The sequence below is a fragment of the Bradyrhizobium sp. genome (assembly GCF_030646015.1).
Taxonomy (GTDB): domain Bacteria; phylum Pseudomonadota; class Alphaproteobacteria; order Rhizobiales; family Xanthobacteraceae; genus Bradyrhizobium.
In genome coordinates this window covers 1-26,361 of record NZ_JAUSLT010000041.1, presented here as the reverse complement: position 1 = coordinate 26,361, position 26,361 = coordinate 1, and the positions used below count along the sequence as shown (strand labels likewise).

General features: G+C 63.5%; 24 protein-coding genes. 14 read left to right on the top strand and 10 right to left on the bottom strand.

All coding sequences use genetic code 11. The features are described 5' to 3' along the window. Window positions 1–313: hypothetical protein (locus Q7T45_RS06435; RefSeq protein WP_304868895.1), on the top strand; the 313-nt coding region annotated here is incomplete at its 5' end. Between the two features lie 49 nt (window positions 314–362). Here Q7T45_RS06435 and Q7T45_RS06430 read toward each other — a convergent pair. From Q7T45_RS06430 to Q7T45_RS06395, 8 genes are all read right to left on the bottom strand, one after another. Then, window positions 363–1,337: a TRAP transporter substrate-binding protein gene (locus Q7T45_RS06430; protein WP_304868892.1), complete on the bottom strand. Its 975-nt coding sequence runs from the start codon at window positions 1,335–1,337 to the stop codon at window positions 363–365. A gap of 13 nt (window positions 1,338–1,350) precedes the next feature. Continuing rightward, window positions 1,351–2,658, bottom strand: a complete 1,308-nt coding sequence (locus Q7T45_RS06425; RefSeq protein WP_304868890.1) for a TRAP transporter large permease — start codon at window positions 2,656–2,658, stop codon at window positions 1,351–1,353. A 1-nt stretch (window position 2,659) separates the two neighbouring features. Further along, window positions 2,660–3,205: a TRAP transporter small permease gene (locus tag Q7T45_RS06420; protein WP_304868888.1), complete on the bottom strand. Its 546-nt coding sequence runs from the start codon at window positions 3,203–3,205 to the stop codon at window positions 2,660–2,662. A 180-nt stretch (window positions 3,206–3,385) separates the two neighbouring features. Next, window positions 3,386–4,195 (bottom strand): aspartate dehydrogenase, encoded by an 810-nt coding sequence (locus Q7T45_RS06415; RefSeq protein WP_304868886.1) that lies wholly within the window; start codon window positions 4,193–4,195, stop codon window positions 3,386–3,388. A 32-nt stretch (window positions 4,196–4,227) separates the two neighbouring features. Continuing rightward, window positions 4,228–5,751 (bottom strand): tripartite tricarboxylate transporter permease, encoded by a 1,524-nt coding sequence (locus tag Q7T45_RS06410; protein WP_304868884.1) that lies wholly within the window; start codon window positions 5,749–5,751, stop codon window positions 4,228–4,230. Beyond that, window positions 5,751–6,227: a tripartite tricarboxylate transporter TctB family protein gene (locus Q7T45_RS06405; protein WP_304868882.1), complete on the bottom strand. Its 477-nt coding sequence runs from the start codon at window positions 6,225–6,227 to the stop codon at window positions 5,751–5,753. The genes Q7T45_RS06410 and Q7T45_RS06405 overlap by 1 nt, the downstream gene beginning before the upstream one ends. Further along, window positions 6,224–7,186: a tripartite tricarboxylate transporter substrate binding protein gene (locus Q7T45_RS06400; RefSeq protein ID WP_304868879.1), complete on the bottom strand. Its 963-nt coding sequence runs from the start codon at window positions 7,184–7,186 to the stop codon at window positions 6,224–6,226. Before Q7T45_RS06400 ends, Q7T45_RS06405 begins: the two co-directional genes overlap by 4 nt. Window positions 7,187–7,356: 170 nt before the next feature. Continuing rightward, complete coding sequence (locus Q7T45_RS06395; RefSeq protein WP_304868877.1) at window positions 7,357–7,863, bottom strand: ferritin-like domain-containing protein; 507 nt, start codon at window positions 7,861–7,863, stop codon at window positions 7,357–7,359. A gap of 362 nt (window positions 7,864–8,225) precedes the next feature. Between Q7T45_RS06395 and Q7T45_RS06390 the strand changes: the two genes are divergently transcribed. The 7 genes from Q7T45_RS06390 (at window position 8,226) to Q7T45_RS06360 (ending at window position 17,906) form a co-directional block, all read left to right on the top strand. After that, complete coding sequence (locus tag Q7T45_RS06390; protein WP_304868875.1) at window positions 8,226–8,837, top strand: cell envelope biogenesis protein TolA; 612 nt, start codon at window positions 8,226–8,228, stop codon at window positions 8,835–8,837. 334 nt (window positions 8,838–9,171) lie between these two features. Continuing rightward, on the top strand, window positions 9,172–9,603 hold the full coding sequence (locus Q7T45_RS06385) for a cache domain-containing protein (RefSeq protein ID WP_370691221.1): 432 nt from the start codon (window positions 9,172–9,174) through the stop codon (window positions 9,601–9,603). Window positions 9,604–9,649: 46 nt separating this feature from the next. Further along, entirely contained in the window at window positions 9,650–11,362 is a 1,713-nt protein-coding gene (locus Q7T45_RS06380; protein WP_304868873.1) for a methyl-accepting chemotaxis protein, read from the top strand. A 63-nt stretch (window positions 11,363–11,425) separates the two neighbouring features. Then, a complete protein-coding gene (locus Q7T45_RS06375) occupies window positions 11,426–12,808 on the top strand; it encodes an ethanolamine ammonia-lyase subunit EutB (RefSeq protein ID WP_304868871.1) in 1,383 nt (460 codons plus the stop codon). Window positions 12,809–12,962: 154 nt separating this feature from the next. Continuing rightward, window positions 12,963–14,549, top strand: a complete 1,587-nt coding sequence (locus tag Q7T45_RS06370) for a B12-binding domain-containing radical SAM protein (RefSeq protein WP_304868869.1) — start codon at window positions 12,963–12,965, stop codon at window positions 14,547–14,549. A gap of 6 nt (window positions 14,550–14,555) precedes the next feature. Further along, window positions 14,556–15,356 (top strand): ethanolamine ammonia-lyase subunit EutC, encoded by an 801-nt coding sequence (gene eutC / locus Q7T45_RS06365; RefSeq protein ID WP_304868868.1) that lies wholly within the window; start codon window positions 14,556–14,558, stop codon window positions 15,354–15,356. Between the two features lie 201 nt (window positions 15,357–15,557). Beyond that, a complete protein-coding gene (locus tag Q7T45_RS06360; protein ID WP_304868866.1) occupies window positions 15,558–17,906 on the top strand; it encodes an RND family transporter in 2,349 nt (782 codons plus the stop codon). A gap of 86 nt (window positions 17,907–17,992) precedes the next feature. On the opposite strand, the gene Q7T45_RS06355 is transcribed toward Q7T45_RS06360, so the two are convergent. Then, complete coding sequence (locus Q7T45_RS06355) at window positions 17,993–18,496, bottom strand: hypothetical protein (RefSeq protein WP_304868865.1); 504 nt, start codon at window positions 18,494–18,496, stop codon at window positions 17,993–17,995. A gap of 507 nt (window positions 18,497–19,003) precedes the next feature. Here Q7T45_RS06355 and Q7T45_RS06350 point away from each other — a divergent pair. The 6 genes from Q7T45_RS06350 (at window position 19,004) to Q7T45_RS06325 (ending at window position 25,185) form a co-directional block, all read left to right on the top strand. After that, window positions 19,004–19,240: a hypothetical protein gene (locus Q7T45_RS06350; protein WP_304868897.1), complete on the top strand. Its 237-nt coding sequence runs from the start codon at window positions 19,004–19,006 to the stop codon at window positions 19,238–19,240. Between the two features lie 201 nt (window positions 19,241–19,441). Further along, the gene (gene hpnC, locus Q7T45_RS06345; protein WP_304868863.1) at window positions 19,442–20,320 is read left to right on the top strand and encodes a squalene synthase HpnC; all 879 of its coding nucleotides are present in this window, start codon (window positions 19,442–19,444) and stop codon (window positions 20,318–20,320) included. After that, window positions 20,317–21,159 (top strand): presqualene diphosphate synthase HpnD, encoded by an 843-nt coding sequence (gene hpnD, locus Q7T45_RS06340; RefSeq protein WP_304868861.1) that lies wholly within the window; start codon window positions 20,317–20,319, stop codon window positions 21,157–21,159. The genes hpnC and hpnD overlap by 4 nt, the downstream gene beginning before the upstream one ends. Next, window positions 21,159–22,412 (top strand): hydroxysqualene dehydroxylase HpnE, encoded by a 1,254-nt coding sequence (gene hpnE, locus Q7T45_RS06335; protein WP_304868859.1) that lies wholly within the window; start codon window positions 21,159–21,161, stop codon window positions 22,410–22,412. The genes hpnD and hpnE overlap by 1 nt, the downstream gene beginning before the upstream one ends. Before the next feature lie 77 nt (window positions 22,413–22,489). Beyond that, a complete protein-coding gene (shc, locus tag Q7T45_RS06330) occupies window positions 22,490–24,454 on the top strand; it encodes a squalene--hopene cyclase (protein WP_304868857.1) in 1,965 nt (654 codons plus the stop codon). After that, window positions 24,451–25,185 carry a phosphorylase gene (locus Q7T45_RS06325; protein WP_304868856.1) on the top strand — a complete coding sequence of 245 codons (735 nt, stop codon included), beginning with the start codon at window positions 24,451–24,453 and terminating at the stop codon, window positions 25,183–25,185. Before shc ends, Q7T45_RS06325 begins: the two co-directional genes overlap by 4 nt. A gap of 76 nt (window positions 25,186–25,261) precedes the next feature. Here the strand turns inward: Q7T45_RS06325 and hpnH are convergent. Next, a partial coding sequence (hpnH, locus tag Q7T45_RS06320) for an adenosyl-hopene transferase HpnH (RefSeq protein WP_304868855.1) occupies window positions 25,262–26,361 on the bottom strand: 1,100 nt, incomplete at its 5' end.

Below are 26,361 nucleotides of genomic sequence, written 5' to 3'. Positions count from 1 at the left end.
GCACTTGCGCTGCCCGCCGCGCGTCTCGAACCATCTGGCACATATCCTGCTGTCATCCTTCGAGACGCCGCGCCAAGACGCGCGGCTCCTCAGGATGAGGACGGAGTGTGCGGGTGCAGCTTTAGCCGCGATCTCGTTTCGACTTCGACTGACCTGTCGTTTCAGCCTGCGTATTGCGGACGGCCTCGGAGAGCATCTCGCGCAGCTCAGCCTTGGTCTTCGGAGGTTCCTTCGTGAAGGATTTTTGCCATTGTGCCATCTACATCATATGGGAATGGCGGAGGGCGAATTAAACCCCCGCTCGAAATTATAGGGTCCGGCAATCGAATGCCGGACCCTGCGAGATCACCCTGGCGATCGCCTTATTTCTTGTAGGCGGCGATCACGGCTTCACCTTCAGCGCCGGCCTTTTTCGACCAATCGGCCGTCAGTTGCTCACCGATTTTCTCGAGGCCGGCCTTCAGCGCCGCTGGTGGCGGAAGCACCTTCATCTTGTTGGCTGTGAGCTGTTCGAGATACCATTTTGCCTTCTCTTCCGCGAGCTTCCAGCCGCGTTCTTCAGCGACGGCTGCGGCCTTGAGGACCGCGTCCTGGGTCGGCTTGTCGAGCGCGTCGAAGGCCGCCTTGTTGACGAAGGTGACGTTCTTCGGAATCCAGGCTTGCGTATCGTAGAAGTGCGTCATGGTCTCCCACGATTTGGTATCGTACCCGGTCGAGCCCGAGGTGATGAAGGCGTTGACGACGCCGGTTGCCAGTGCCTGCGCCAGTTCAGCGGCCTGGATGGTGACAGGCTGCGCGCCGACCAGTTCGGCGATACGCGACGTCCCGACATTGTAAGCGCGCCACTTCAGGCCCTTCATGTCCTCAAGGGAGTTGAGGTCCTTCTTGGCGTAGATGCCCTGCGGCCCCCACGGCACGGCGAACAGGAGCATCAGGCCTTGCGAGGCGAGCTTCTTCTCGATCGTGGGCTTTGAGGCAAGCCACAGCTTCTTCGCGTTCGGATAGCTGGTCGCCAGGAACGGCACGACGTCGATGCCGAACATCGGATCTTCGTTCTCATGCAGCGAGATCAGGACTTCGCCGGCCTGCGCCTGGCCGGTTGTGACCGCGCGCTTGATCTCGGGCGCCTTGAACAGCGAGGCCGCGGGATGCACGGTGATCTGCAGCTTGTCGCCGGTGGCGGTGGCAACGTCCTTGGCGAACGCGATCAGGTTCACCGAATGCGGATTGTCGGCTGCATAGGCCGCTGGAAGGTTCCATTTGGTCTGCGCCATTGCCGGAGCGGCAAACGCCGCGACGCAGGCGGCGATTGCGGTCGTCTTGACAAGCTTCAACATAAAACACCTTTCTCTACCCGGGGAACGCCATCTGCGGCAGCACCATCACAATAGCAGGAAACACCGTGATGATGGCAACCGCCAGAACGAGCAAAAAGAAGAACGGCAGGGCCGCTTTGGCGACGAAGTTGGAATCCTTGCCGCTCATGGTCTGCAGGACGAACAGATTGAAGCCGACCGGCGGCGAGACCTCCGCCATTTCCACCACCAGCACCAGGAAAATGCCGAACCAGATCAGATCGAAGCCGGCCTGCTTTACCATCGGAATGACGATGGCGGTGGTCAGCACGATCATGGAAATACCGTCGAGGGCCGTGCCGAGCACGATGTACATGACGGTGAGTGCCGCGATCAGCGCATAGGGACTGAGCTGGAGACCGTTCACCCAGCTTGCGAGCGCCAATGGTATGCCGGTATAGGCCATCGACGTGCCCATGTAGGAGGCACCGGCCAGGATCAGCAGGATCATGCAATTGACCCGCGTCGCGCCCATGACGCTCGCCCAGAAGGCCTCCCAGGTCAGCGCATCCTGCCACCATGCGATCGCGAGCGACCCCAATACGCCCCAGGCGGCGCATTCCGTCGCCGTCGCCCAGCCCATCAGCAGCGACAGAAAGACGAAAGCGATCAGCAGCAGGCAGGGAAGAAGGTTCAGCGATTCCGAAATGCGCTTGCGCAGGCTCATGGACGGCTCGGCCGGCGGCGTCTTCTTCGGATTGGCGAGCGACCAGACCACGATGTAGCCGGAGTAAAGCGCCATCACCAGCAGGCCGGGCAGGAAGCCGGCGAGGAAAACCTGAATGATGGAGACGTTCGCCTGCACGGCGTAGACCACCATGGTGATCGACGGCGGAATCAAAATGCCGAGCGTGCCGGCGCCGGCCAGCGAGCCGAGGCTGAGGTTTTCGTCGTACCCTCGCTTCTTCAGCTCGGGCAGGGCGATCTTGGCCACCGTGGCGCAGGTCGCGGCCGACGATCCCGAGACCGAGCCGAACACCCCGCAGGCGAGCACGTTGACGTGCATGAGCCGGCCCGGCAGCCAGTTCAGCCACGGCGCAAAGCCGCGAAACATTTCCTCCGACAGCCGCGTGCGGAACAGGATTTCGCCCATCCAGATGAACAGCGGCAGGGCCGCGAGCGACCACGACGCGCTGTTGCCCCACACCGTGGTCGCCAGCACGCTGCCTGCGGGAATAGCGCCGCCGGCGAATTGCATGCCGGCCCATCCCGTCGCCATCAAGGCGACGCCGATCCAGACGCCGGCGCCGAGCAGCAGTGCGAGGAATCCCAGCAGCAGGGCTGCGATGGAGAGCAGATCCATGTCAGACTCCGCTCTGCATGGCGCGCTCGACGATTTCCTCGGCGGTCGTCGGTTTCGGCAATTCGTATCGCGGCGCGTTGCCGCGCAGCACATGGATCAACTCATCCACGAAGGCGATGAACAGAATCACGAGGCCGCCGCTGTAGCCGAGCTGCGGAATCCACAGCGGCACCGCGATGACGCCCTGCGAAATGTCGAAAAATTTCCACGATTGCCACGTCATGACGACGGCGTACCAGGCAAAAAAGCCGATGAATCCGGTGCCGATGAGGAGAGCGGCGATCTCGACATAATGGCGGACGTGGTCGCTGAGGCGGTCGATCAGGAGGCCGACGCGGATCATCTCGCCGTGCTTGAAGGTATGCGCAAGCCCGAGGAAGGCCGTTGCCGCCATGCACCAGGAAATGAAATCGTCGCCGGCCGGAATGTTGAGGCCGAGCGGACGGCCGGCCGACAGCAGCAGCATCAGCACAAAAATCGCAATGAGGAAAAGCCCGGCGAGATAGCCGGAGAAAAGGTAGAGTCGATCGAGAAACAGGCGGATCATACTGTGTCCTTACTCATACGCATGTCGTCCGGAAGCAAGAGACGTACCACTTCCGATAACGATCCGTTCTCCAGAAAGGGCCTGTCGATCCTGACCGTGTCGAAAACGGGTTACCGACGTCAGCCCCCAAAAAGTTGCGCCGTACCTTATATTCGATTGTTTCGGGGGCGTCGCGCGCCATCATGTTCCGACGCGTAGCGATGCGCGCAGCTTGCGCAGACAGGCGATGACCGAGAGCGCGGTGATCAGGCCCGTCTTCGGGTTTTCCGACGGGATGTTCTCGATCGACATCGAGAAGCGCGCTGAATCGGAGTCCACCTCGATCCGGTGCATGTTGCGCGTCACGGTCGGATCCGCCCAGATCTCGATCGTCGTTCGATCGGGACCGATTCCGGCCAGCGACAGCGCGGCGGCCACATTGACATTGGCCGGAAATCCCTTTGCCGCCTCGCGCGCCGTGCCGTCGAATATCTTTAGCGGTTCGGTGATTCCTTCGATCCCGATGTTGTTCGCGACGATATAGGGCGCGCCGGCGAGCCCGCCAGGCGGCTTGCGGGTAATCATCCGCACCGAATGGATTTTTCCGACCGCTGCGGCGGTGACCGCGTCGAGGCCGATCAGCGCGCCGGTCGGCACCACGATCTGACCGCCATTCTGCTTCGCCAGGTCGATCAGGTCCTCGTGGTCGAGCAGGGCGCCCGCGCTGAGCACCACCGCGGTCTTTCCGGCACCCACGAACGGCGTGACGATGGATCTCACGAGCTGGCTCGGTGCGCATTCGATGACGATGTCGGCGACATCGACCAGCGCCTCGATCGGCAGGAGGGCGGGCGGTCTGGTTAAACCGGCGAGCCGGCTGCGGTGCTTTTCAGGATTCTGTACCGACACCGCGGTGAGCACCAGTCCGTCGATCCCCCGGTCCAGCGCTTCGACCACCCTGGTGCCGATGGCGCCGAGCCCGACAACCGCAATGCGCAGATCAGGTCGCACGGTTTTCTCCCAATTTGCCTTCCAGCTTCATTTCAAAAATCCGGCTCTTCCTCGACCACCCGGTTCTGGTGGCGCAGATGCTGCCATATCGCAAGTGCGACCGATAGCACCGCCGCCGCGAGCAGTCCGCCTGAAATCGGCCGCGTCAGGAACAACCACGGATTGGCGTCGGTCATGATCGCGCGCACCAGATTGATCTCGATCTGGTCGCCGAGAATGAGCCCGAGAATCAGCGGCGCCAGCGGAAAGCCGAGCTTGACCAGGACGTAGCCGACGACGCCGAACAGCAGCAGCACGTAGACGCTCTGCATGGTGTTGTTGAGCGCGTAGGCGCCGACCACGCAGAGCACCAGCACCACCGGCGCCAGCACCGCCATCCGAACCGAAGTCACGCGCAGCATCAGCGGCATCAGCGCGACGCAGATCAGGAGCATGCAGGGATGCGCCAGGATATAGGCCGCATAGATGCCATAGGCGAGGTCGGGGTTCTGCGAGATGAACAGCGGTCCCGATTGAATGCCGTGGATCGTCATGGCGCCGAGCATCACCGCGGTGACGGCGTCGCCGGGGATGCCGAACGCCATGATGGTCATCAGCGAGCCCGAGACATTGGCGTTGTTGGAGGCTTCCGAGGCGATGATGCCTTCAGGGTGGCCCTTGCCGAAACACTCCGGCGTCTTCGAGAACTTCTTGGCCTGGTCATAGGCCATCACGCTCGAGGCGCTGCCGCCGATCGCCGGCAGGATGCCGATGATCAGCCCGACGATCGTCGCCCATGCCAGCAGGAACGGCTGCTTGAAGATTTCCAGGTTCACCTTGAGGTGCGAGAAGCGCTCGAGCCTGACCCCGGCCAGCGCTTGCACCGGCTGGTTGCGCGGCCCATTGAGCTTTTCCAGGTCGGTCATGATCTGCGCGAAGGCGAAAATGCCGATCAGCACGGGGAGGAACGGAAAGCCGCCGCCGATGAATTCCGAGCCGAAGGTGAAGCGCGGCACGCTGCCGATCGGATCGTGGCCGACCACCGTGATCAGCAGCCCGATCGCGGTCGAGAGCAGTCCCTTGAGCAGCGAGGCTTCGGTCAGCCCCGCCACCATCGCCATCGCCAGCACGAACAGCGAGAAATATTCCCACGGCCCGAACTCCAGCGCGATTGCGGCCAGCGGGCCGGTCAGGAACACCAGGAACAGGGCGCCGAGCAGGCCGCCCCAGACCGACGCCCAGACGCCGAGCCAGATGGCGCGGCCGGGCTCGCCGTTGCGCGACATCGGAAAGCCGTCGAACGTGGTGGCGATCGACGCCGGCGAGCCGGGGATACCGAGCAGGCAGCAGGCGATCAGGCCACCGGTGGAGCCGCCGACATAGACTCCGGTCATCGCCGCAAGCCCCGCCAGGGGATCGAGCCCGTAGGTGAACGGCAGCACCACGATGACAGTCATGGTGATGGTGACGCCCGGCAACGAGCCGCCGATCACGCCGATGAAGGTGCCGGCAAACAACGGCAACATGTATTTCCACTGCGCGACGTTGACGAGGCCGTGCCAGAGCAAATCGAGCATCAGAACCCCGTCCACGCGCCGCGCGGCAGCAGCACCAGCAGGTATCGTTCAAAGACAAGATAGCTCACCATGGCGGTGCCGAGCGCGATCGCGGCCAGCACCGCCCATTGCCGTGGCGTGCGCGGCCGGCCCAGAGCGGCCTGCAGGCTGCCTACGAACAACACGGTGGCGACACGAAACCCCAGCAGCGGCAGCAGCAGCACATAGAAACCGACGATCGCGAAGGCGATCACGACCAGCCGATAGTTTCGCCGCGGCGCGTCGGGAGCGTCGGCTGTAACCGGCGCACGCTTTATGAGGTCCTGCAGCACCAGCAGCGCGCTCGCGACCGCCATGAAGGACAGCACGATGGCCGGGTAAAAGCCTGGCCCGACCGGAACGATGGGAAGGGACGGCAGCTGGAACGATTTGACCAGCAGCACCAGGCTGATCGCGAGCAGGACCAGCCCGGCAATTCCGTCGCGGCCGATGCTCATTTCTTGATCAGGCCGAGATCGGTCATGATGGTCTTGCTCTCGCCGTCGATCTTGGCGAGGAACTGGGCATAATCATTGGCATTGAGGTACGCCACGCGGGTGCCCTGCAGCTTCATCGCCTGGGCGAAGCTCGGCTCCTTGACCGCCTTGGCGCAGGCTTCCTCGAGCTTGGCGCGCACCGGCGCCGGCGTTCCCTTGGGCACCAGCACGCCGCGCACCACTTCGTACACGATGTTCATGCCGAGTTCCTTCAGCGTCGGCACGTCGGGCGCTTCCGGATCGCGCTTCTCGCTGGCGATCGCGATGAAGCGCAACACGGCGGCTTCGACCTTCCCCTTTTGCGTCAGGTTGGAATCGGTGAGGTTGATGTGGCCGCCGAGCAGCGCGTTCATGCGCGGCGCCAGCCCGTCATAGGACACGAATTTGAATTTTATGCCGGCGGCCTTCTCGATCATGGCCGGGAAGATATGGCTGGTGGAGCCCAGCGTGGCGCCGACCGTGATCTCGCCCGGCCGCTTCTTGGCGTCGTCGGCAAGCTCCTGCCAGTTCTTCCAGGGTGTCTTGGCGCTGGCGGTCAGCACCGAGGGCGTCGCCGCGACCAGGCAGATCGGCTCGAAGTCGGTGTATTTGACGTCGCTGATCCCGGCGTAGAATGTCAGGTGGATATAGTCGTGCACCGCGTAGACCGTGTAACCGTCGGGCGCCGATTTCTGCGCCTCGCGCGCGCCGACGGTGCCGGATGCGCCGCCGATATTGGCGATGACAACGGGCTGGCCGAGCTGTTTCTGGAATTCGACGGCGAACGGCCGGAAGATGTTGTCGGTATCGCCGCCGGCGGCCCATGGCACGATCATCTTGATGGGCCGGTTGGGATATTGCGCCATCGCGGGCGCGGATAAAGCTGCCAGCACACCGCTCAGCACGGCAACGCCGGCCAACGTCACGAACGTCCTTGCCATCCGTCTTCTCCCCTGTCGTTTTGGCGGGCCTTTCCGGCTCTCGACGATGATGATAGCAGCGGGGCGGCGCAGCGGAAAGCCCCGCCGCGCAGGCGGTCGGCTTGCGGGACAGGTTAAGAAAAAAGGCCCCGGAAACCGGGGCCTTTCCTGAAAGGGGGTACATCCGCCCCTTACGCGGCTTGCGCCGTTTCCGCGTGCCGGTTGACTTCCGTCTCGGCGATCTGGCTGAGCGTGCTGTCGGTGGTCTTCTCTTCCTTGAGCGTCGCGTCCAGCAGCTTCACGGCATCCTTGTAGCCGAGCTCGCTCGCCCAGGTCTTCAGCGTGCCGTAGCGGGAAATCTCGTAATGCTCGACCGCCTGTGCTGCGGCAAGCAGGCCGGCGTCAAGGGCGGCGGTGCCCTTGTACTCGTCCATGATTTCCTTGCCCTCGTCGAGAATGCCCATGATGGCGTCGCAGGTCTTTCCCTTCGGCGATTCATCGATCGAGGCGAACACCTGTTCGAGCCGGTCGACCTGGCCCTCGGTTTCGCCCATGTGCTTCTCGAACGCCGCCTTGAGCTTGGGAGACTGCGCCGCCTTCGCCATCTTCGGCAGCGCGGACAGGATCTTCTTTTCGGCGAAATAGATGTCCTTCAAGGTGTCGAGGAACAGGTCGCTCAGTACTTTATCTTTGGCCATTTTGCCCTCCGGTTTGAAGTTGCCATTTTAGAACCGGCCGGGTCGTGTCTTGTTCCTGCGTCGCAGTTGGTTTGCCGAGAAAAAAATCAAAAAATTCATCGGTGCGCTCCTGCGATTTGAGGCGGCTGTGTTGTGTCGTCTTCCCGACCCCGGAACGTATTCGCACCTCATTTGGTTGAGCGAAAAAGCTGCAGGAGGCTGTGGGTGGCCAAGCCACGCGAGATTGAAATCATACGTCGTGCCTGTGAGCTTCCTCCTCTCGGGAGCAAAACACGACCCCGAAGGTTTGGTTCCTGTGTGCTGTTTTGTACCGGTGGCGGAAGCTGATAGAAGTAGCGGGATGAAAGCGGCTCGACGGGCTGATGGCGAGAAAACTCAAGACCTATCAAACGTCACTGGGCTTCTTCGATATGGCCATCGCGGCGCCGTCGATGAAAGCGGCTCTGGAAGCATGGGGTTCGAAGAGCAATCTGTTTCATCAGGGCTTCGCCAGGGAAGTTGACGATCCCGACGTGATCGCCGCCACCATCTCGAAGCCCGGGATCATTCTCAGACGCCCCGTCGGATCAGATGGGCCCTTCAAGCAAGATGCGGAACTGCCCTCTGACCTTTCCCGTGAAGAGGTCAAAGACCGGCCCAAAAAGCACCGTGCCAAGCCCGGCAAACGGTCTCCCCGCAAGATGAACGATCGAGCAGGCCGCACGGCCGCATCGGGCTATGAGAGAGCGCAGAGGCAGCGCGAAAGCCAGCGGCGGAAGGAAGAAACCGCCAGGGCGAAAGAGCGTGAGCGCCGGGAGCAGGCCATCGCGAAGGCCCAGGCCGCGATTGAAGAAGCCGAACGGGCCCATGAGCAAAGGGCAGGCGGGATCGACACCGAGCGCGCCGCCCTCGAACGACGCTCGCAGGCAGAAGACGAGCGTTGGGAGAAGCAGAAGGAGAAGCTGGGGATCGCCTTGCGCCGCGCGCGGGGCTGATGGAGCGCCAACTGTATTCCTCGCCGACACGAAAGCGCGGTGTTGCGCGGCATTCCCCACACCTTCATGGGCGGAAACTGCATCGACGCCTCGGGCGCACCGCACCGCTGAGCAGACGCATTGCCAGCCATCGCTACCGTCGCCGGCGTCCCGAAATGGCACATCTTTTATATGTCGGTTCCCCAACCCCCGTTGTCCTACGGAGAGGCGGCTTAACGGACGGTTCGCTCTTTCATGACAATCATTCCGCGTGCGGTGCTGTGACCGCGTTCCAAATCAATCGATCCGGAGAGAAAACGTGAACAACTGGTCAACGAAGGTGCTCGTTTCTGGACTGACAGCCATGTTCTTCTGCGCAGGCGCCGCCGTGGCTGCCGATGGCGCGGGCAAGGATGACGCCATCGCGATGGTCAAGAAGGCCGTCGGTTTCATCAAGGAGCAGGGTGCCGACAAGGCGTACGGCGAATTCACCGGCAAGGCCGCCGGCTTCGTCGATCGCGATTTGTACGTCGTGGTCTATCAGCTCGACGGCAAGGTTCTGGCCCACGGCTCCAACGCCAAATTCGTCGGCAAGGACCTGATCGACGCGCAGGACGTCGACGGCAAGCTCTATGTCAAGGAACGGGTCGAAATGGCCGCCAAGCAGCCCTCGTTCTGGCAGGATTACAAGTTCGTCAATCCCGTGAGCAAGAAGGTCGAGCCGAAGCAGATGTATTGCGAGAAGGTCGAGAACACGGCGGTGTGTGCAGGCATCTACAAGCTCTGACACACTAAGATCGGCTACACGGCGATCGTCGCCTCGAAGGATTGATATGCTCGGCTGGATCAAGAATATCGGGCTGTCCTGGAAAGTTCAGCTCGCGCCGGCGTTTCTGATCTTGGTCCTGATCGGCGTCGGCGCCTATGCCTTGCAGGCGCTGCGATCGAACCAGACCGCGGTCGATGCGCTGGTCGCCGGGCCGATGCGGCAATCGGAACTCGCCAACGAACTCAACACCGTGGCGTGGACCGCGCACGCCAAGCTGTACCGGCTCGCGGCCATCGCGGCCAACGAAACCGACGAAAAGAAAATTCAGGCATTCGCCAAGGAAGCTTCAGCCGCCGCCGGGAAGATTTCGGACGCCCTGAAGGCGGTCGAGGGCGCTCAGGGCAGTGCCAAATCGGATGGCAAATCGGACGGCCTGGAAAAACTGAAAGCCGCCGTCGCGGGTTATCTCAAGCAATCCAAAAATGCCATCGAGATGGCCGACGGCGATGCCGGATCGGCGTTGTTGTTCATCAAGGGCGCGGAACGGAATTTCGCCGATATCGAGAAGCTGACCGACGATCTCATCGCGCGCTCCAGCGACAGCAAGGATCGTGAGATCGCCCGTGCCGGGTTGAAACTCGAGGAGCAGCAACTGACGCTGATGGCGGTACTGCTGGTGGTGGCTTTCGCCGGCATCGTGGTTTCGTTCCTGATCGGCCGCAATATTTCCCGCCCGGTGGTGGCGATGTCGAAGGCGATGCGTGAACTCGCGGTCGGCAATTTCGACGTCCAGCTGCCGGGCCTCGAGCGCCGCGACGAAGTCGGCCAGATGGCCCGCGCGGTCGAGGAATTCAAGGTGCAGGCGGTGGCCAAGGCCGAACGCGAGACCGCCGAGCGCGAGGAAAAGAACCGCGAACTCGCCGTCGCCCGCCGCGCCGAGCTGCATAACCTCGCCGAGAGTTTCGAGGCCGCGGTCGGCAGTATCATCGAAAACGTCGGCTCGGCATCGAACGAGCTGGAGAATTCCGCCGTCATCCTGACCAACAGCAGTGCGGCGAGCCAGGATCTTTCGGCCGTGGTGGCGGCGGCTTCGGAGGAAACGTCCGCCAACGTGCAATCGGTGGCTTCGGCGACGGAAGAAATGGCGAGCTCCATCAACGAAATCGGCCGCCAGGTCGCCGATTCCAACCGGATCGCCACTGAAGCGGTCGAGCAGGCGGGAAAGACCGACGCGCGGATCGCCGAATTGTCGCTGGCCGCCAGCCGCATCGGCGACGTCACCCAACTGATCACCACGATCGCGGCGCAGACCAACCTGCTGGCGCTCAACGCGACCATCGAGGCCGCCCGCGCCGGCGATGCCGGCCGCGGGTTTGCCGTGGTCGCGCAGGAGGTCAAGGCGCTGGCGTCGCAAACCGCCAAGGCCACCAGCGAGATTTCGACGCAGATCGCCGGCATGCAGGCGGCCACCCAGGATTCGGTGGTCGCGATCAAGGAAATCTACGGCACCATCGGGCAGGTCTCCGAGATCGCCTCGGCGATCGCGGCCGCCATCGAGCAGCAGGGGGCGGCGACCCAGGAGATCGCCCGCAACGTGCAGCAGGCGGCGGTCGGCTCCACCCAGGTCGCGACCTCGATCGCCGACGTCAACCGCGGCGCCGGCGATACCGGCACGGCCTCCTCGCAGGTGCTGGCGTCGGCGCAGTTGCTGTCCAGCGAGAACAAGCGCCTCAAGGCCGAAGTGGTCAAATTCCTCGCCACCGTGCGGGCTGCGTAGTCTCGCAGCCGGTGATAGTCTTCGAAAGCCACAGCGCTCGGCGCTGACGGATTCGGAGTCCTCATGATCTATCGACACGCCATCGACGCCACCACTTATGTGTTCGATGATCTGCGCGATCTGCTCGCCAAGGCCACGCCGCCGCGCTCCGGCGACCGCCTCGCGGGGGTCGCGGCCGAGAGTGCCGCGCAAATGATCGCGGCGCGGATCGCGCTATCAGACGTTCCCCTGAAACAGTTCCTGCAGGAGACCGTCGTTCCCTACGAAGACGACGAGGTCACCCGCCTGATCGTCGACAGCCACGACGCCGCGGCCTTCGCCGCGGTATCCTCGCTGACTACAGGCGCATTCCGCGACTGGCTGCTGTCGGACGCGGCGACACCAGCCGTTCTCGCCAGGCTGGCGCGCGGGATCACGCCCGAAATGGCGGCGGCGGTCTCAAAACTGATGCGCAACCAGGACCTGATCCTGGTGGCGAAAAAATGCCAGGTGACATCGGCCTTTCGCAACACCATCGGCCTGCGCGGCCGGATCAGCGTGCGGCTGCAGCCCAATCATCCCTTCGACGATGCCAAGGGTATCACCGCGTCGATCCTCGACGGCATCCTGCTGGGATCCGGCGACGCCTGTATCGGCATCAATCCGGCCAGCGACGATCCCACTGTCATCGGCGGCCTGGTGCGGCTGCTCGACGATATCATCGCAAGGCTGCAGATCCCGACGCAGGGCTGCGTCCTGACCCATGTCACGACCACGCTCGGATTGATCGAGCGGGGCTTTCCGGTCGATCTGGTGTTTCAGTCGGTCGCGGGCACGCAGGCGGCGAACCGCAGCTTCGGAATCGATCTGGCGCTGCTGCGGCAGGCCCACCAGGCCGGACTGTCGCTGCGCCGCGGCAGCGTCGGCAGCAATGTGATGTATTTCGAAACCGGGCAGGGGTCGGCGTTGTCGGCCAACGCCCATCACGGCGTCGACCAGCAAACCCTGGAGGCGCGGGCCTATGCGGTGGCGCGCGCCTTCGATCCGCTGCTGGTCAACAGCGTGGTCGGCTTCATCGGCCCGGAATATCTCTATGACGGCAAGGAGATCATCCGCGCCGGGCTGGAGGACCATTTCTGCGGCAAGCTGCTCGGCCTGCCGCTCGGCGTCGACGTTTGCTACACCAACCATGCCGAGGCCGACCAGGACGACATGGACAACCTCCTGACGCTGCTCGCCGCCGCCGGCGTCACCTTCATCATGGGGGTGCCCGGGGCTGACGATGTCATGCTGAACTACCAGTCCACCTCGTTCCATGACGCGCTTTATGTCCGCGACCTGTTCGGGCTGAAGCGGGCGCCGGAATTCGACGACTGGCTGTTGCGCGTAGGGCTGGCCGATGCCGACTTCAGGCTGGCCGGGAATACCGGGCTGCTGCCCGATTTTGCATCGCGGTTGCTGGCCTGAGGGCACGGAAAGGCCGCCGCCGATGCTGACATGCAACCATCCGGCCGCTGGCGGGTTGGGAACCGCCGCCACAATGTTGAAGAATTTGTAGCCCAGCCTCGGGCCGCGTGCTTAACTCGGCGGCCGGCAGGTTTTACAAGCGTTAGGAAGTTTGATGAGGGCTGAAGGCATCGAGACGGTTCGGCGCATTTTGTGCGTGTTCCCGCGCTATACTTCTTCTTTCGGCACATTCGAATACGCCTACCCGCTGACGGACGGCGTCCAGGCCTTCATGCCGCCGCAAGGGCTGCTCTTGATCGCGGCCTATCTGCCCGAACATTGGCCGGTTCGCTTCATCGACGAGAATATCCGTCCCGCCTCAAGGGAAGACTTCGAGTGGGCGGAAGCGGTGTTCGTCAGTGGCATGCATATCCAGCGCCAGCAGATGAACGACATCTGCCGCCGCGCGCATGCGTTCGATCTGGCGGTCGCGATCGGCGGTCCGTCGGTCTCGGCCTGCCCGGAATACTATCCCTCGTTCGACTATCTCCATGTCGGCGAACTCGGCGACGCCACCAATGAGTTGCTGGCACGGCTGGCGCGCGATCCGTCGCGGCCCGAGCAGCAGGTGGTGCTGAAGACCGACGATCGTATCGCCATGACCGACTTCCCGATTCCGGCCTATGAGCTTGCCGAGGTCAGAAAGTATTTTCTCGGCAGCATTCAGTATTCGAGCGGTTGTCCGTACCAGTGCGAATTCTGCGATATCCCGGGCCTCTACGGCCGCAATCCGCGCCTGAAATCGCCGCAGCAGATCATTGCCGAACTCGACAAATTGCTCGAATGCGGCGTGACCGGCTCGGTGTATTTCGTCGACGACAATTTCATCGGCAACCGCAAGGCGGCGCTCGATCTGTTGCCGCATCTGGTCGAGTGGCAGAAGAAAACCGGCTATGTGATGCGGCTCGCCTGCGAGGCGACGCTCAACATCGCCAAGCGGCCCGAGATCCTCGAGAAGATGCGCGACGCCTTCTTCGTCACCATCTTCTGCGGCATCGAGACTCCCGATCCCGATGCGTTGAAGGCGATGCAGAAGGACCACAACATGATGGTCCCGATCCTGGAAGGCATTCACACCATCAACAGCTACGGGATGGAGGTCGTCTCCGGCATCATCATGGGGCTCGATACCGACAAGCCGGAAACCGGCGAGGCGCTGATCGCCTTTGTCGATGAAACAAAGATCCCGCTGCTGACCATCAATTTGCTGCAGGCGCTGCCGCAGACGCCGCTGTGGGATCGGCTCGAACGCGAGGGGCGCCTGATTCACGACGAAGGTCGCGACTCCAATGTCGATTTCCGTTTGCCCTATGAGCAGGTCATCAGCTCGTGGCGCAAATGCATGGAGATCGCCTACCAGCCGGAACGATTGTATGCGCGCTACCAGTATCAGTGCGACTACACCTATGCCAACCGGATCAAGGTTCCGGTCACGCCGGAGCAGAAGAGCTGGGCCAATATCAAGCGCGCGCTGATCATGCTGCGCAATATCTTCTGGAAGGTCGGCGTGCTCGGCGACTACCGAAAGGTGTTCTGGAAATTTGCGCTGGGCCGGCTGCGCCATGGCGACATCGAGGGCCTGATCGCCTCGACCATGATCGGGCATCATCTGATCATGTTCGCGCGCGATGCATCCGAGGGCCAGCAGAACGCCTCGAACTATTCGATCCGGCTGCGCGAGGCATCGGTCCCTGCCGAGTAACCCGCGATGAGCGTACCGGCACCGCCGTCCCGTTCGCTGCGGGATCTGCGCGATCTTACCCCGGCGCGCGTCGGCCTCGGCCGGGCTGGCGCCGGCCTGCCGACCCGGGCGTTGCTTGAATTCACCCTCGATCACGCGCGTGCCCGCGACGCCGTGCATGCCGCCTTCGATGTACCGGGCCTGATCTCGGGCCTTGACGGCCTTGGCCTCGAATCCCCCCATGTATCCAGTCGCGCGCGGGACCGCCGGGAATATCTGAAGCGTCCGGATCTGGGGCGAAAGCTCGACCCGGCGTCGCAGCAGCTGCTGGTGGGCCGCCAGGCTGGCTCATGCCGGCTGGCCATCGTGATCGGCGACGGCCTGTCGCCGGCGGCGGTCAATGCGCACGCCGTTGCGCTGGTCGGCAGCCTGATGCCGCGGCTTAAGGCGGAGCGCATCGACATCGGCTGCGCCGTGGTCGCCTCCGGCGCGCGGGTCGCATTGGGCGACGAGATCGGCGCACTTCTCGGCGCGCGCATGGTGGTGGTGCTGATCGGGGAGCGGCCCGGCCTGTCGGCGCCCGACAGCCTCGGCGCCTATCTGACCTTTGCGCCGAGGCCGGATGTCACCGACGCCGAGCGCAATTGCGTGTCCAACATCCACGGCGCGGGGCTTGGTTACGAGGAGGCGGCCTTGCGGATTGCCTGGCTGATCCGCGAGGGCCTGGCCCGACAAGTCACCGGCGTCGCGTTGAAGGACGAGAGCGGTGGTCCGGCACCCCAGCGCATCGAAACCATTGCAGGCGGGCATGACAAATCCGTGATTTGAAGGCCATTATGGCCTCGTGCGCGCCGATTTGGCGCCGGGTGTGCGCTTGCGAGATACCGGATAGACCTGCTACACCTCTCGCGGCTAATTTATCGCATGATTTCAACGGCTAGCGTCGATCAGACGTGGCCGATTCAGTCTCCTTCGCGCCCGACGAATTTAGGCTGGACAGATTGAGCCGATGTGAGAACTGGACAGGACATGCTGGAGAGAAATGCCGCCGAGGCTGATGCGAAGATGCGGGAAAAGCCGCCGGTCAGCATCGCGTTCGGCCTGGAGCGCATGGGCCTGATCGCCATGCGCGCGCCGATCCTGTCCTGCATCATCCTGTTCGCGATGGTGATCGGCGCCGTGTTCGGCATCCAGCGCATCAAGATCGACGATTCGCTCAGCCAGCTGTTCCGTTCCGACTCCAGGGAATACCGGCAGTACGAGGAAGTCACCAGGCGCTTCCCCTCCACCGAATTCGATGTGCTGGTCGTGGTCGAGGGCAAGACGCTGCTGCGCCGCGACAATCTGGAAAAGATCCGGGACCTGGTCACGGACCTGCAACTCGTCGAAGGCACGCGCGGCCTGATCTCGCTGTTCTCGGCGCGCCAGGCGCCGGCGCCGGGCAAGCTGCCCGCGGCGCTGTTTCCGCCCGATCTGCCTGAGGGCGCCGACTACGACAAGTTCATCGAAACCGTCAAAACCAACGAGATCATCCGCGGCAAGCTTTTGTCCGAAGACGGCACGCTGGCGCTGGTCGTGCTCTCGCTGGAGCCGTCGATTGTCGGCAACAATGGCTTGAAAAAGACCATCGCCGAAATCCGCAAGATCATGGCCACGGATCTCGCCGATACCGGGCTCAGCAAGGAATTGTCAGGCGTTCCGGTGATGCAGCTCGAGATCCGCAACGCGGTCGAGCGCGACGGCCTGATCTACAACATCGCCGGCATCCTGGCGGGATGTCTGATCGCGATCCTGTTCTTCCGCAAGGTGTCGTTCATGATCGTGGCGGCGTTCCCGCCGCTGCTCGCCATTCTGCTGTCGCTCGGCATCCTCGGCTGGGCGGGGTTTCAGCTCAACATGTTCCTCAACGTGATGACGCCGCTGATCATGGTCATCAGTTTCTCCGATTCGATGCAGCTGACATTTGCCGCGCGCGACCGGCTGCTGGCCGGCGAGGACCGTTTCACTGCCTTCCGCAACGCCGTCCTGGTGGTCGGACCGGCCTGCGTGCTGACCCATGCCACCGCCGGAATCTCCTTTCTGGCGCTGCAGTTTTCGGATTCGGACTTGATCCGCACCTTCGGCGAAGCCGGCCTTGCGGCCACCATCATCGCGCTAATCGCGGTGCTGTCGCTGGTTCCGGTGTTCGGGGTGCTGCTGGTCCGCAACGAGCAGGTCTTCGCCGCCAAATTCCAGGCGGCCGACGCCGGCGTCAACGCGCTGCGCGCCTTCTGCTACTGGATCGCGGTGCGCATGGTCGGCCGGCCCGGGCTGTTCAGCCTGATCGCCGTGGTGTTCGTCGGCGGTCTCGGCGTGATCTATGCCAATCTCGAACCGCGCTATCGGCTGGCCGATCAGGTCCCTGACAAGCAGCAGGCAGTGGCGGCCAGCGGACGGCTCGATGCCAAGCTGACCGGCGCCAATCCGATCGACATCCTGATCGAATTCCCCAAGGGCGCGTCGCTGTATGCGCCCGAGACCCTGCAGGTCATCGCGGACGTTCATTCGATGGTCGAAACCCAGGCCGGCGTGGGCAACGTCTGGTCGCTCGAGACGTTGCGGCGCTGGCTCGCCGAGAAGGCCGGCAGTTCCGATGTCGCGACCTTGAAGGAATATGTCAGCGTCATTCCGGAGCATCTGGTCCGGCGCTTCATCGCGGCCGATCAGGATGCGGTGGTGGTGTCGGGCAGGGTGCCGGATCTCGATTCGAGTGCGATCCTGCCGGTGGTCGACAAGCTCGACGCCGCCCTCAACACGATCCGCAAGAAACATCCGGGTTTTGAGATTGCCGTCACCGGCCTGTCGGCGATCGCGGCGCGCAACAGCGCCAACATGATCTCGAAGCTCAACCACGGGCTGACCATCGAGTTCGCGCTGGTCGCGATCTTCATCGGATTGGCGTTCCGCTCCTGGGTGGTGATGTTCGCCTGCATCCTGCCCGGCATTTTTCCGGTGGTGCTGTCAGGCGCCGTGCTGGCGGCGCTCGGTGAGGGGCTGCAATTCGCCAGCGTGGTCGCGCTGACGGTGTCGTTCGGCCTCGGCCTCAGTGCGACGATCCACTTCCTCAACCGCTTGCGGCTGGAGACCGCGCCGGGCGTCGATGCGGCGCTGGCGGTCGAGCGCGCGACCGTGCTGGTCGGTCCGGCGCTGATCCTGACCACGGTAGTGCTGGCCTGCGGACTGGTCGTGACGGTGTTTTCCGACCTGCCGTCGCTGCGCTTGTTCGGCTGGCTCAGCGCCTTCGCGATGGTCGCGGCGCTGGTCGCGGATCTGTTCATCCTGCGGCCGACGGCGATGTGGCTGATCAATATGTCGCAGCGGCTTCGCGGGACCCGATAACGGTTTCGAGCAAGATCGAGCCCGGTTCTGATTCCATCAGAACCGGGCTCGATGGCTGTTTCGAGCGAAGCTGGAAGGCGCGGCCGTCAGCCGCCCTTCGACATCGTGATATTGACGCCCCTGATCTCGCCCTTGGAGCTGATCTGCACCGTCTGCTTGTTGCCGGTGGTCCGTAGCGTCACGGTGGCAGCAAATCCCGCAGCCTCGACGAACACCTCGATCTGGCCGCCGCCTGCAGTGCCCTGCAGATTGCCGAAAATATTTCGGCTTGCTTCGCTCCAGTTGCCCGAAATGCGGTCACCCTGGCTGGTAACGTCCGTGCTCAATTCGAATTTGTAGCTGTCGCTGGCGCAACGGAGGCTTTGCTTCAGACCCATTCCGGTGCCGTTGACATTATAGCTGGCCCTGCATCGGATGCGCTCGATCGTTCCGTCGGAGAGCGCGACCGTGCCGTTGCCGGACCACGATCCGCTAAATCCGGTAAATGGCCCCGATTGGGCATGGCCTGCCGACACCGACAGCATGAGGGCGGCGCCGATACCGGCAGCCTTGATCGCCTGTCCAAACAAGCCGGAACCAAACAACTTCATCGTGAATTTTCCCATTTTAAAGTGACGTTCTGATACCAGAACCGTCGCGCCGCATCGAAGATTTAGTGTCGCCGCAGTGTGTTAGGTTCAAATGACAGACCCGGCTGCTGCCTGCCGTGGCGGCGGTTGCCCGTCACCGGTGGACCGGCCGCCGGTAAAATACACAAGCCCGATCGCGTTGGCGAACCGCATTTCCCGCTTCGGCGAAATCATGCGACGATATCGTCGAGATTCGCACTGTTCCATTTAGCTATCCGCCGGGGTCTCCTGCAATAGTCCATGGCGAAAAAGATCTGCCAATAAATAGGGCATAAATATCAAACGGTTACGCCCGCGCTTCGGTTCCATCGAGACGGGCATAATTGTTAACCGGACCACCGCAAATTTGGCCGCAATTACCAGTGCTTCTGACCTCTTGATGCTGCGGTTCGCTGTGCCTGCAATCCGCTCCTTGGCCCGTTGGCTTTTCGGGATCGGAATTCCCTGTTGCCAGAATGAAGGAAGATGATGCTCAAATTTCTCTTTGCACTCACACTCTTGTCGGTATCGGTTCCGGCCGCCGCCATCGCCCAGCAGCAGCGCAGCGGCACGGCGGAAGAGCAGGCGGCCTGTTCGCGCGACGTTCAGCGCTTCTGCCGTCCGGTCATCGATCAGGGCGACTTCACCATTCTGGCCTGCTTGCAGCAGAACCGTCCCAAACTGACCAAGGCCTGCGATCAGGTGCTGAAAAACAACGGCCAATAAGACGGCCCGCGGGCCGCGCCAATCGCCGCCGCAAACGCTGGCGGGGCCTCGTTCGGCCGCGGTCTGAATTTGCGAGAAATCGCAGATAGCATTGGTTTTGGCGTCGTATTCCCCTATATGGGGTCCGCGATCGATACGCATGAGCCGGCCTTGCCGGCGCGTGCGTTTTAACCATGCCCAGATGAATGTAGCCAGTTCCTGATGACCAGTGCGAGCGAACTGCGATCCGGCAAGACTCACCGCGACGAGAACTTTCCGGTGGCGTCCTGGATCATTCACCCGAGACACCGGGCGCTGATCCTCGCGTTCTACAATTTCGTGCGAACCGCCGACGATATCGCCGATCATGCCACGCTCGACGCGTCGGAGAAGCTCAGGCTTCTCGATCTGCTGGAAGCCGAATTGCTCGGCAGGGGCGATACCCAGCCCGAGGCCGTCAATCTGCGCCGCGCGCTGGCGGAGCGTTCGATGCCGCCGCGCCACGCGCTCGATGTTCTGGTCGCCTTCCGGATGGACGTGACCAAGCTTCGTTATGAAAACTGGGATGAAGTCATTCACTATTGCCGGTACTCGGCCATGCCGGTCGGGCGCTTCATGCTCGACGTCCACGGCGAGAGTACCTCGACCTGGGCGGCCTCGGACGCGCTCTGCGCCGGCCTGCAAATCAACAACCATCTGCAGGACTGCGGCAAGGATTTTCGCGATCTCAATCGGGTCTATCTGCCGCGCGACGCGCTCGCCGCCGCCGGCGCTTCCGTCGAGGAGCTTGGGCAGGCGCGGTCATCGCCGGCGCTGCTGCAATGCCTGCATGCGCTCGCGGTGCGCACCGAGGCGCTGCTCGACGAAAGCAGATCGCTCAGCGCCGAGGTCAGAGACATCAGGCTGGGGTGCGAAGTATCCGTGATCCAGGCTTTCGCCGACAAGATCGTCGGACTGCTGAAAGTGCGCGATCCGCTCAGCGAGAGGGTGCATCTCGGCGCGCTCGAACTGCTCGCCTACAGCCTCGGCGGCATCGCCAGCGAGATGGCCCGCCGCGCGGTGGGACGGCGGCCCGTGTCCAAACCGGCGGCCGGCGCATGACATCAGAGACCGCGGTGGCAGCCAATGCGAGTGACGGGACTTCCGCGTCCGGCAGTTCGTTCTACGCGGCGATGCGTATTCTGCCGCGTGAGCAGCGCGAGGCGATGTTCCAGATCTATGATTTCTGCCGGCAGGTCGACGATATCGCGGACTCCGATGGCCCGCGCGATGTGCGGCTGGCCGCGCTGCAGCAGTGGCGTAACGATATCGACGCGCTGTATCAGGGCCAGCCGCCGGCGCGCTTGCGCGACTACGTGGCCTCGGTCCAACGATTTGGGCTCAAGCGCGAGGATTTCCTGGCCATCGTTGATGGCATGGAGATGGACGTGCCGCAGGACATCAGGGCGCCGGATCTTGCGAAGCTCGACCTGTATTGCGACCGCGTCGCCAGCGCGGTCGGACGGCTCTCGGTGCGGGTGTTCGGTCTCGCCGAGGCCGACGGCATTCAGCTTGCGTATCATCTTGGCCGCGCGCTGCAATTGACCAATATCCTGCGCGACATCGATGAAGATGCCGGCATCGGCCGGCTCTATCTGCCGCTGGAGGGATTGCTGCACGCCGGCATCACCTCGACCGATCCGGCCAAGGTCACGATCGATCCGGCGCTGCCGAAAGTGTGCGTGCCGCTGGTGGCGCGCGCGCGGACACATTTCGAGAAAGCCGACGAGATCATGCGCCGCAATCCGCGGCGGGCGGTGCGCGCGCCCCGGATCATGTCGAAATATTATCGCGCGATTCTGGAACTGCTTGTTGCCAGAGGGTTTGCCGCGCCGCGCGCGCCAGTCCGTCTCAACAAGATGGCCCGCATCCTTATCCTCCTGCGTTATGCGTTCATCTGATGCAAAAGACCGTCCATATCATCGGTGCTGGAATCTCGGGCCTGTCGGCCGCCGTGCGGCTGGCCAACGCGAATTACAAAGTGCACGTCCACGAGGCCACGCAGCAGGCCGGCGGCCGCTGCCGCTCCTATTTCGATGCGGCGACCAACCTCACCATCGACAATGGCAATCATCTGCTGCTCTCGGGCAACCGCGCCGCGGTCGAATATGCGAGGTCGATCGGCACCGAGGCGGGGCTGGTCGGGCCGAAGCGCGCGCAATTCCCGTTCGTCGATCTGACGACCGGGCAGCGCTGGCAGCTCGATCTCGGCGAGAGCCGGCTGCCGCTGTGGATCTTCGACGAGGCGCGCCGTGTCCCCGATACTGGCGTGCGCGATTATTTGGCACTGATGCCGCTGATCTGGGCGGCGCAGAGCAAACTGGTCGGCGACGCGATCCCGTGCGATGGAACACTCTATCAGCGGCTGGTGCAGCCGCTGCTGCTGGCGGCGCTGAACGTCGACCCGCCGGAGGGGTCCGCGGGGCTTGCCGGCGCGGTGGTGCGGGAAACGCTGCTGGCGGGGGGCCAGGCCTGCCGGCCGCTGATCGCGCGCGACGGCCTCAGCGCGGTGCTGGTCGAGCCCGCGATCAAGCTCCTGCAAAACAAGGGCGCCAACATCTCGTTCGGACATGAGCTGCGTGAATTCGTGGCCTCGGCGGACCGCCTCGGCGAACTGAAATTCGGCGACGACAACGTTGCGATCCAGCCCGGCGACGCCGTGGTATTGGCGGTTCCGCCACGCCCTGCCGCCGCGATGCTGCCCGGCCTGAAGACCCCGACCAAATACCGCGCCATCGTCAATGCGCATTTCCGTTTCGATCCGCCGAAGGGGCAGCCGGCCCTCCTCGGCGTGGTCGGCGGACTGGTGGAGTGGCTGTTCGCGTTTCCGCAGCGCCTGTCGGTCACCATCAGCAACGCCGACCGCCTGGTGGATATGCCGCGCGAGGAGCTGGCGCAGGCGATCTGGCGGGATATCTGCAAGGCCGCGGGCGTCGAGGGCGAATTGCCGCCGTGGCAGATCGTGCGCGAGCGCCGCGCCACATTCGAGGCTACCCCGGAGCAGAACGCGCAGCGGCCGGGCCCGGTCACGGCCTACAAAAACCTGTTTCTTGCCGGCGACTGGACTGATACGGGGTTGCCGGCCACCATCGAGGGATCGGTACGGTCGGGCAACCGCGCCGCCGATCTCGTTCTGGCCATGCGCAAGGGCTGATCGAGGGCCTGACCGGGGACAGCCATACCCCAGGTTTTCCGGTGAGACCGGGCAGGGCAATATTGAGGTCGAGCAACATGCATTCCGGCAACAGATCAATTGGCAATGAAAGCGGCGCCGCCCTGGAGGCGAGCATCGCGTCGGCGACGCAGGGCTTGCTCGGCTACCGGCAGCCGGACGGCCATCTGGTGTTCGAACTGGAAGCCGATTGCACCATCCCCGCGGAATATGTGCTGCTGCGCCACTACCTCGCCGAGCCCGTCGATACCGTGCTCGAAGGCAAGATCGCAAATTACCTGCGCCGGGTGCAGGGCGCCCATGGCGGCTGGGCGCTGGTGCATGACGGCGCGTTCGACATGAGCGCCAGCGTGAAGGCCTATTTCGCGCTGAAGATGATCGGCGATTCCCCCGATGATCAGCACATGGCGCGGGCGCGCGAGGCGATCCGTTCGCGCGGCGGCGCCGTCAACAGCAATGTCTTCACGCGTTTCATGCTGGCGATGTTCGGGGTGCTGACCTGGCGCAGCGTGCCGGTATTGCCGATCGAAATCATGCTGCTGCCGATGTGGTCGCCGTTCCATCTCAACAAGATTTCCTACTGGGCGCGGACCACGATCGTGCCGCTGATGGTGCTGGCGGCGCTGAAGCCGCGCGCCAAGAACGTCAGCGGTATCGGCGTCGACGAGTTGTTCCTGCAGCCGCCGCATTCGATCGGCATGACTGCCAAGGCCCCGCATCAGAGCCCGGGCTGGTTCTATCTGTTCCGCGGCCTCGACGCCATCTTGCGGACGATCGAGCCGCTGTTTCCGAAGAAGCTGCGCGCCCGCGCGATCGATGCCGCGGTCGCCTTCGTCGAGGAACGGCTGAACGGCGAGGACGGCCTCGGCGCCATCTATCCGCCGATGGCCAACACCGTGATGATGTACGAGGTGCTGGGCAAGGGCCCGGACTATCCGCCGCGTGCCATTACCCGAAGGGGCATCGACAAGCTTCTGGTGATCGGCGAGCACGAGGCCTATTGCCAGCCCTGCGTCTCGCCGGTGTGGGACACCGCGTTGAGCTGTCATGCCCTGATCGAAGCCGGCAGCGAAGCGGCGCTGGCTCCGGCCAAACAGGGACTGGACTGGCTCAAGCCCCGGCAGGTGCTGGACGTCAAGGGCGACTGGGCCGTGAAGCGGCCCGACGTTCGCCCCGGCGGCTGGGCGTTCCAGTACAACAATGACTACTATCCCGATCTCGACGATACCGCTGTCGTGGTGATGGCGATGGATCGCGCCCGGCGCGCCAGCCACGATCCGGAATACGACGTCGCGATCGCCCGCGGCCGCGAATGGATCGAGGGCATGCAAAGCCGCGATGGCGGCTGGGCCGCCTTCGACGTCAACAATCTCGAATATTACCTCAACAACATTCCATTCTCCGATCACGGCGCGCTGCTCGATCCGCCGACCGAGGACGTCACCGCCCGCTGCGTCTCGATGCTGGCTCAGCTCGGCGAGACCGCGCAAACCAGCAAGGCCGTCGCGGATGGCGTCGAGTATCTGCGCCGGACCCAGCTGGCGGAGGGATCGTGGTATGGCCGCTGGGGGCTCAACTACATCTACGGCACCTGGTCGGTACTGTGCGCGCTGAACGCCGCCGGCGTCGACCACCAGGACCCTGCGATGCGCAAGGCCGTCAGCTGGTTGTTGTCGATCCAGAACGCGGATGGCGGCTGGGGCGAGGATGCCATCAGCTACCGACTCGATTATAAGGGATTCGAAGGAGCTCCCACCACCGCCTCGCAAACGGCATGGGCCTTGCTTGGTCTCATGGCAGCGGGCGAGGTCGGGCATCCGGCAGTCGCGCGTGGCGTGGAGTACCTAATAGGCACACAGACCGAAAAAGGGCTGTGGGATGAACAACGCTACACGGCAACAGGGTTTCCTCGGGTGTTTTATCTGCGCTATCATGGTTATCCGAAGTTCTTCCCGCTCTGGGCGTTGGCGCGGTACCGGAATTTGCGGAACACCAACAGCAAGGTGGTAGGGGTCGGAATGTGATTTTGGGGGCGGGGGACGACGCGTCCGCGGGTAATCCACTTGATCCGCGGCCGGTGCTGATTGTGACTGGATTGGTGCAGGAGGCCCGCATAGCAGCCGGGCCCGGTATGACCGTAATCTGCAGCAGTAGCGATCCCAAACAATTGCGGGCGCTGCTGACCGTTGTCGACCCATCGACGATTCGGGGCGTCATCAGCTTCGGAGTCGCAGGTGGACTCGACCCGAGCCTGAAATCAGGCGACGTCGTGGTGGCGACCGAGGTGCTGTCAGGCGATACCCGCTGGCTGGCCGGACTGGCGCTCAATGAAGAACTGATCGCCGGCGTGGCGCTGGGGCGCCGGCGCGTGGTCAGGGGCGGTCTTGCCGGCGTCGAACGGGTGGTTGCCGCCCGGGCCTGCAAAGCCGCGCTGCGCTCGGAGACGGGCGCTGCCGCCGTCGATATGGAAAGCCATATCGCGGCCGCCTACGCGGCCGAGTCCAGTTTGCCCTTCGCTGCCCTGCGCGTCATCAGCGACCCGGCCAGCCGTGCCCTGCCGGCGCTGGCGATGGCCGCGATCAAGCCGAATGGCGACATCGATTTGCGCAAGGTGCTGAGCGGCGTGGCCCGCAACCCGCTGACGGTGCGCGCCCTCGTCTCCACCGGAATCGATTTCAATCGCGCGCTGAAGAGCCTGCGCGACTCCAGAAACTTTCTGCTCGGCGGCGAGGGCCTCATCGCGGCGGAGCTCTGAACACCTGAAAACTTGAAAAACGAAAACGGGGCGCGATCGGCATCGCGCCCCGTTTTGTTGTTTGACCGTGGCCGGCTCAGGCGGCGGTTGAAGCCTTCTGCTGCGCCTTGGCGGCAGCGGCCGCGGCTTCGTCCTTGCGGATATCCGACAGGCGCTTCTGCACTTCCGCCGAGAAGATGTACTGCGCCGGGCGCTGGTTATCGAGGCTGATCTCGGGCGCCATCGGCCCCGTGGTCCTGACGCCGCGCAGCGACACCCACAGCGCCTTCAGCGGGTTGCTCAGCGCCGCGTTCGCCGCGGTCGGCTCATAGCCGCAATGCGCCATGCAGTCGGCACACTTCTCGTACTTGCCGGTGCCGTAGGTGTCCCAGTCGGTGGTGTCCATCAATTCCTGGAAGGTCTTGGTGTAGCCTTCGCCGAGCAGATAGCAGGGCTTCTGCCAGCCGAAAATGTTGCGCGCCGGCATGCCCCACGGGGTGCACTCATATTCCTGATTGCCCGCAAGGAAATCCAGGAACAGGCCGGAATGCATGAAATTCCACTTCTTGCCCTTGCCGAGCGCAAACACGTCGCGGAACAGCTTCTTGGTCTTGGTGCGGTTGAGGAAGTGCTCCTGGTCGGGCGCACGCTCATAGGCATAGCCCGGCGACATCGAGACGCCGACCCCGAGCTCGGTGGTGAAGTCGAGGAATTTGGCGATGTCCTCGGCGGCATGGCCGTCGAAGATGGTGGCATTGACGTTGACCGCGAAACCCTTGGCCTTGGCGGCCTTGATCGCCGAGACCGCGCGATCGAACACGCCCTGCTGCGACACCGCCTTGTCGTGGTGGTCCTTCAGGCCGTCCAGATGCACCGAGAAGAACAGATAGGGCGACGGCTCGAACAGATCGAGCTTCTTCTCCAGCAGCAGCGCGTTGGTGCACAGCGAGACGAATTTCTTGCGCGCCACGAGGCCGCGCACGATTTCGCCGATCTCCTTGTGGATCAGCGGCTCGCCGCCGGGGATCGCCACCATCGGCGCGCCGCATTCGTCGGCGGCATCCCAGCATTCCTGCGCCGACATGCGGCGGTTGAGGATCGCGTCGGGATAGTCGATCTTGCCGCAGCCGACGCAGGCGAGGTTGCAGCGAAACAACGGCTCGAGCATCAGCACCAGCGGATAGCGTTTTCGGCCAA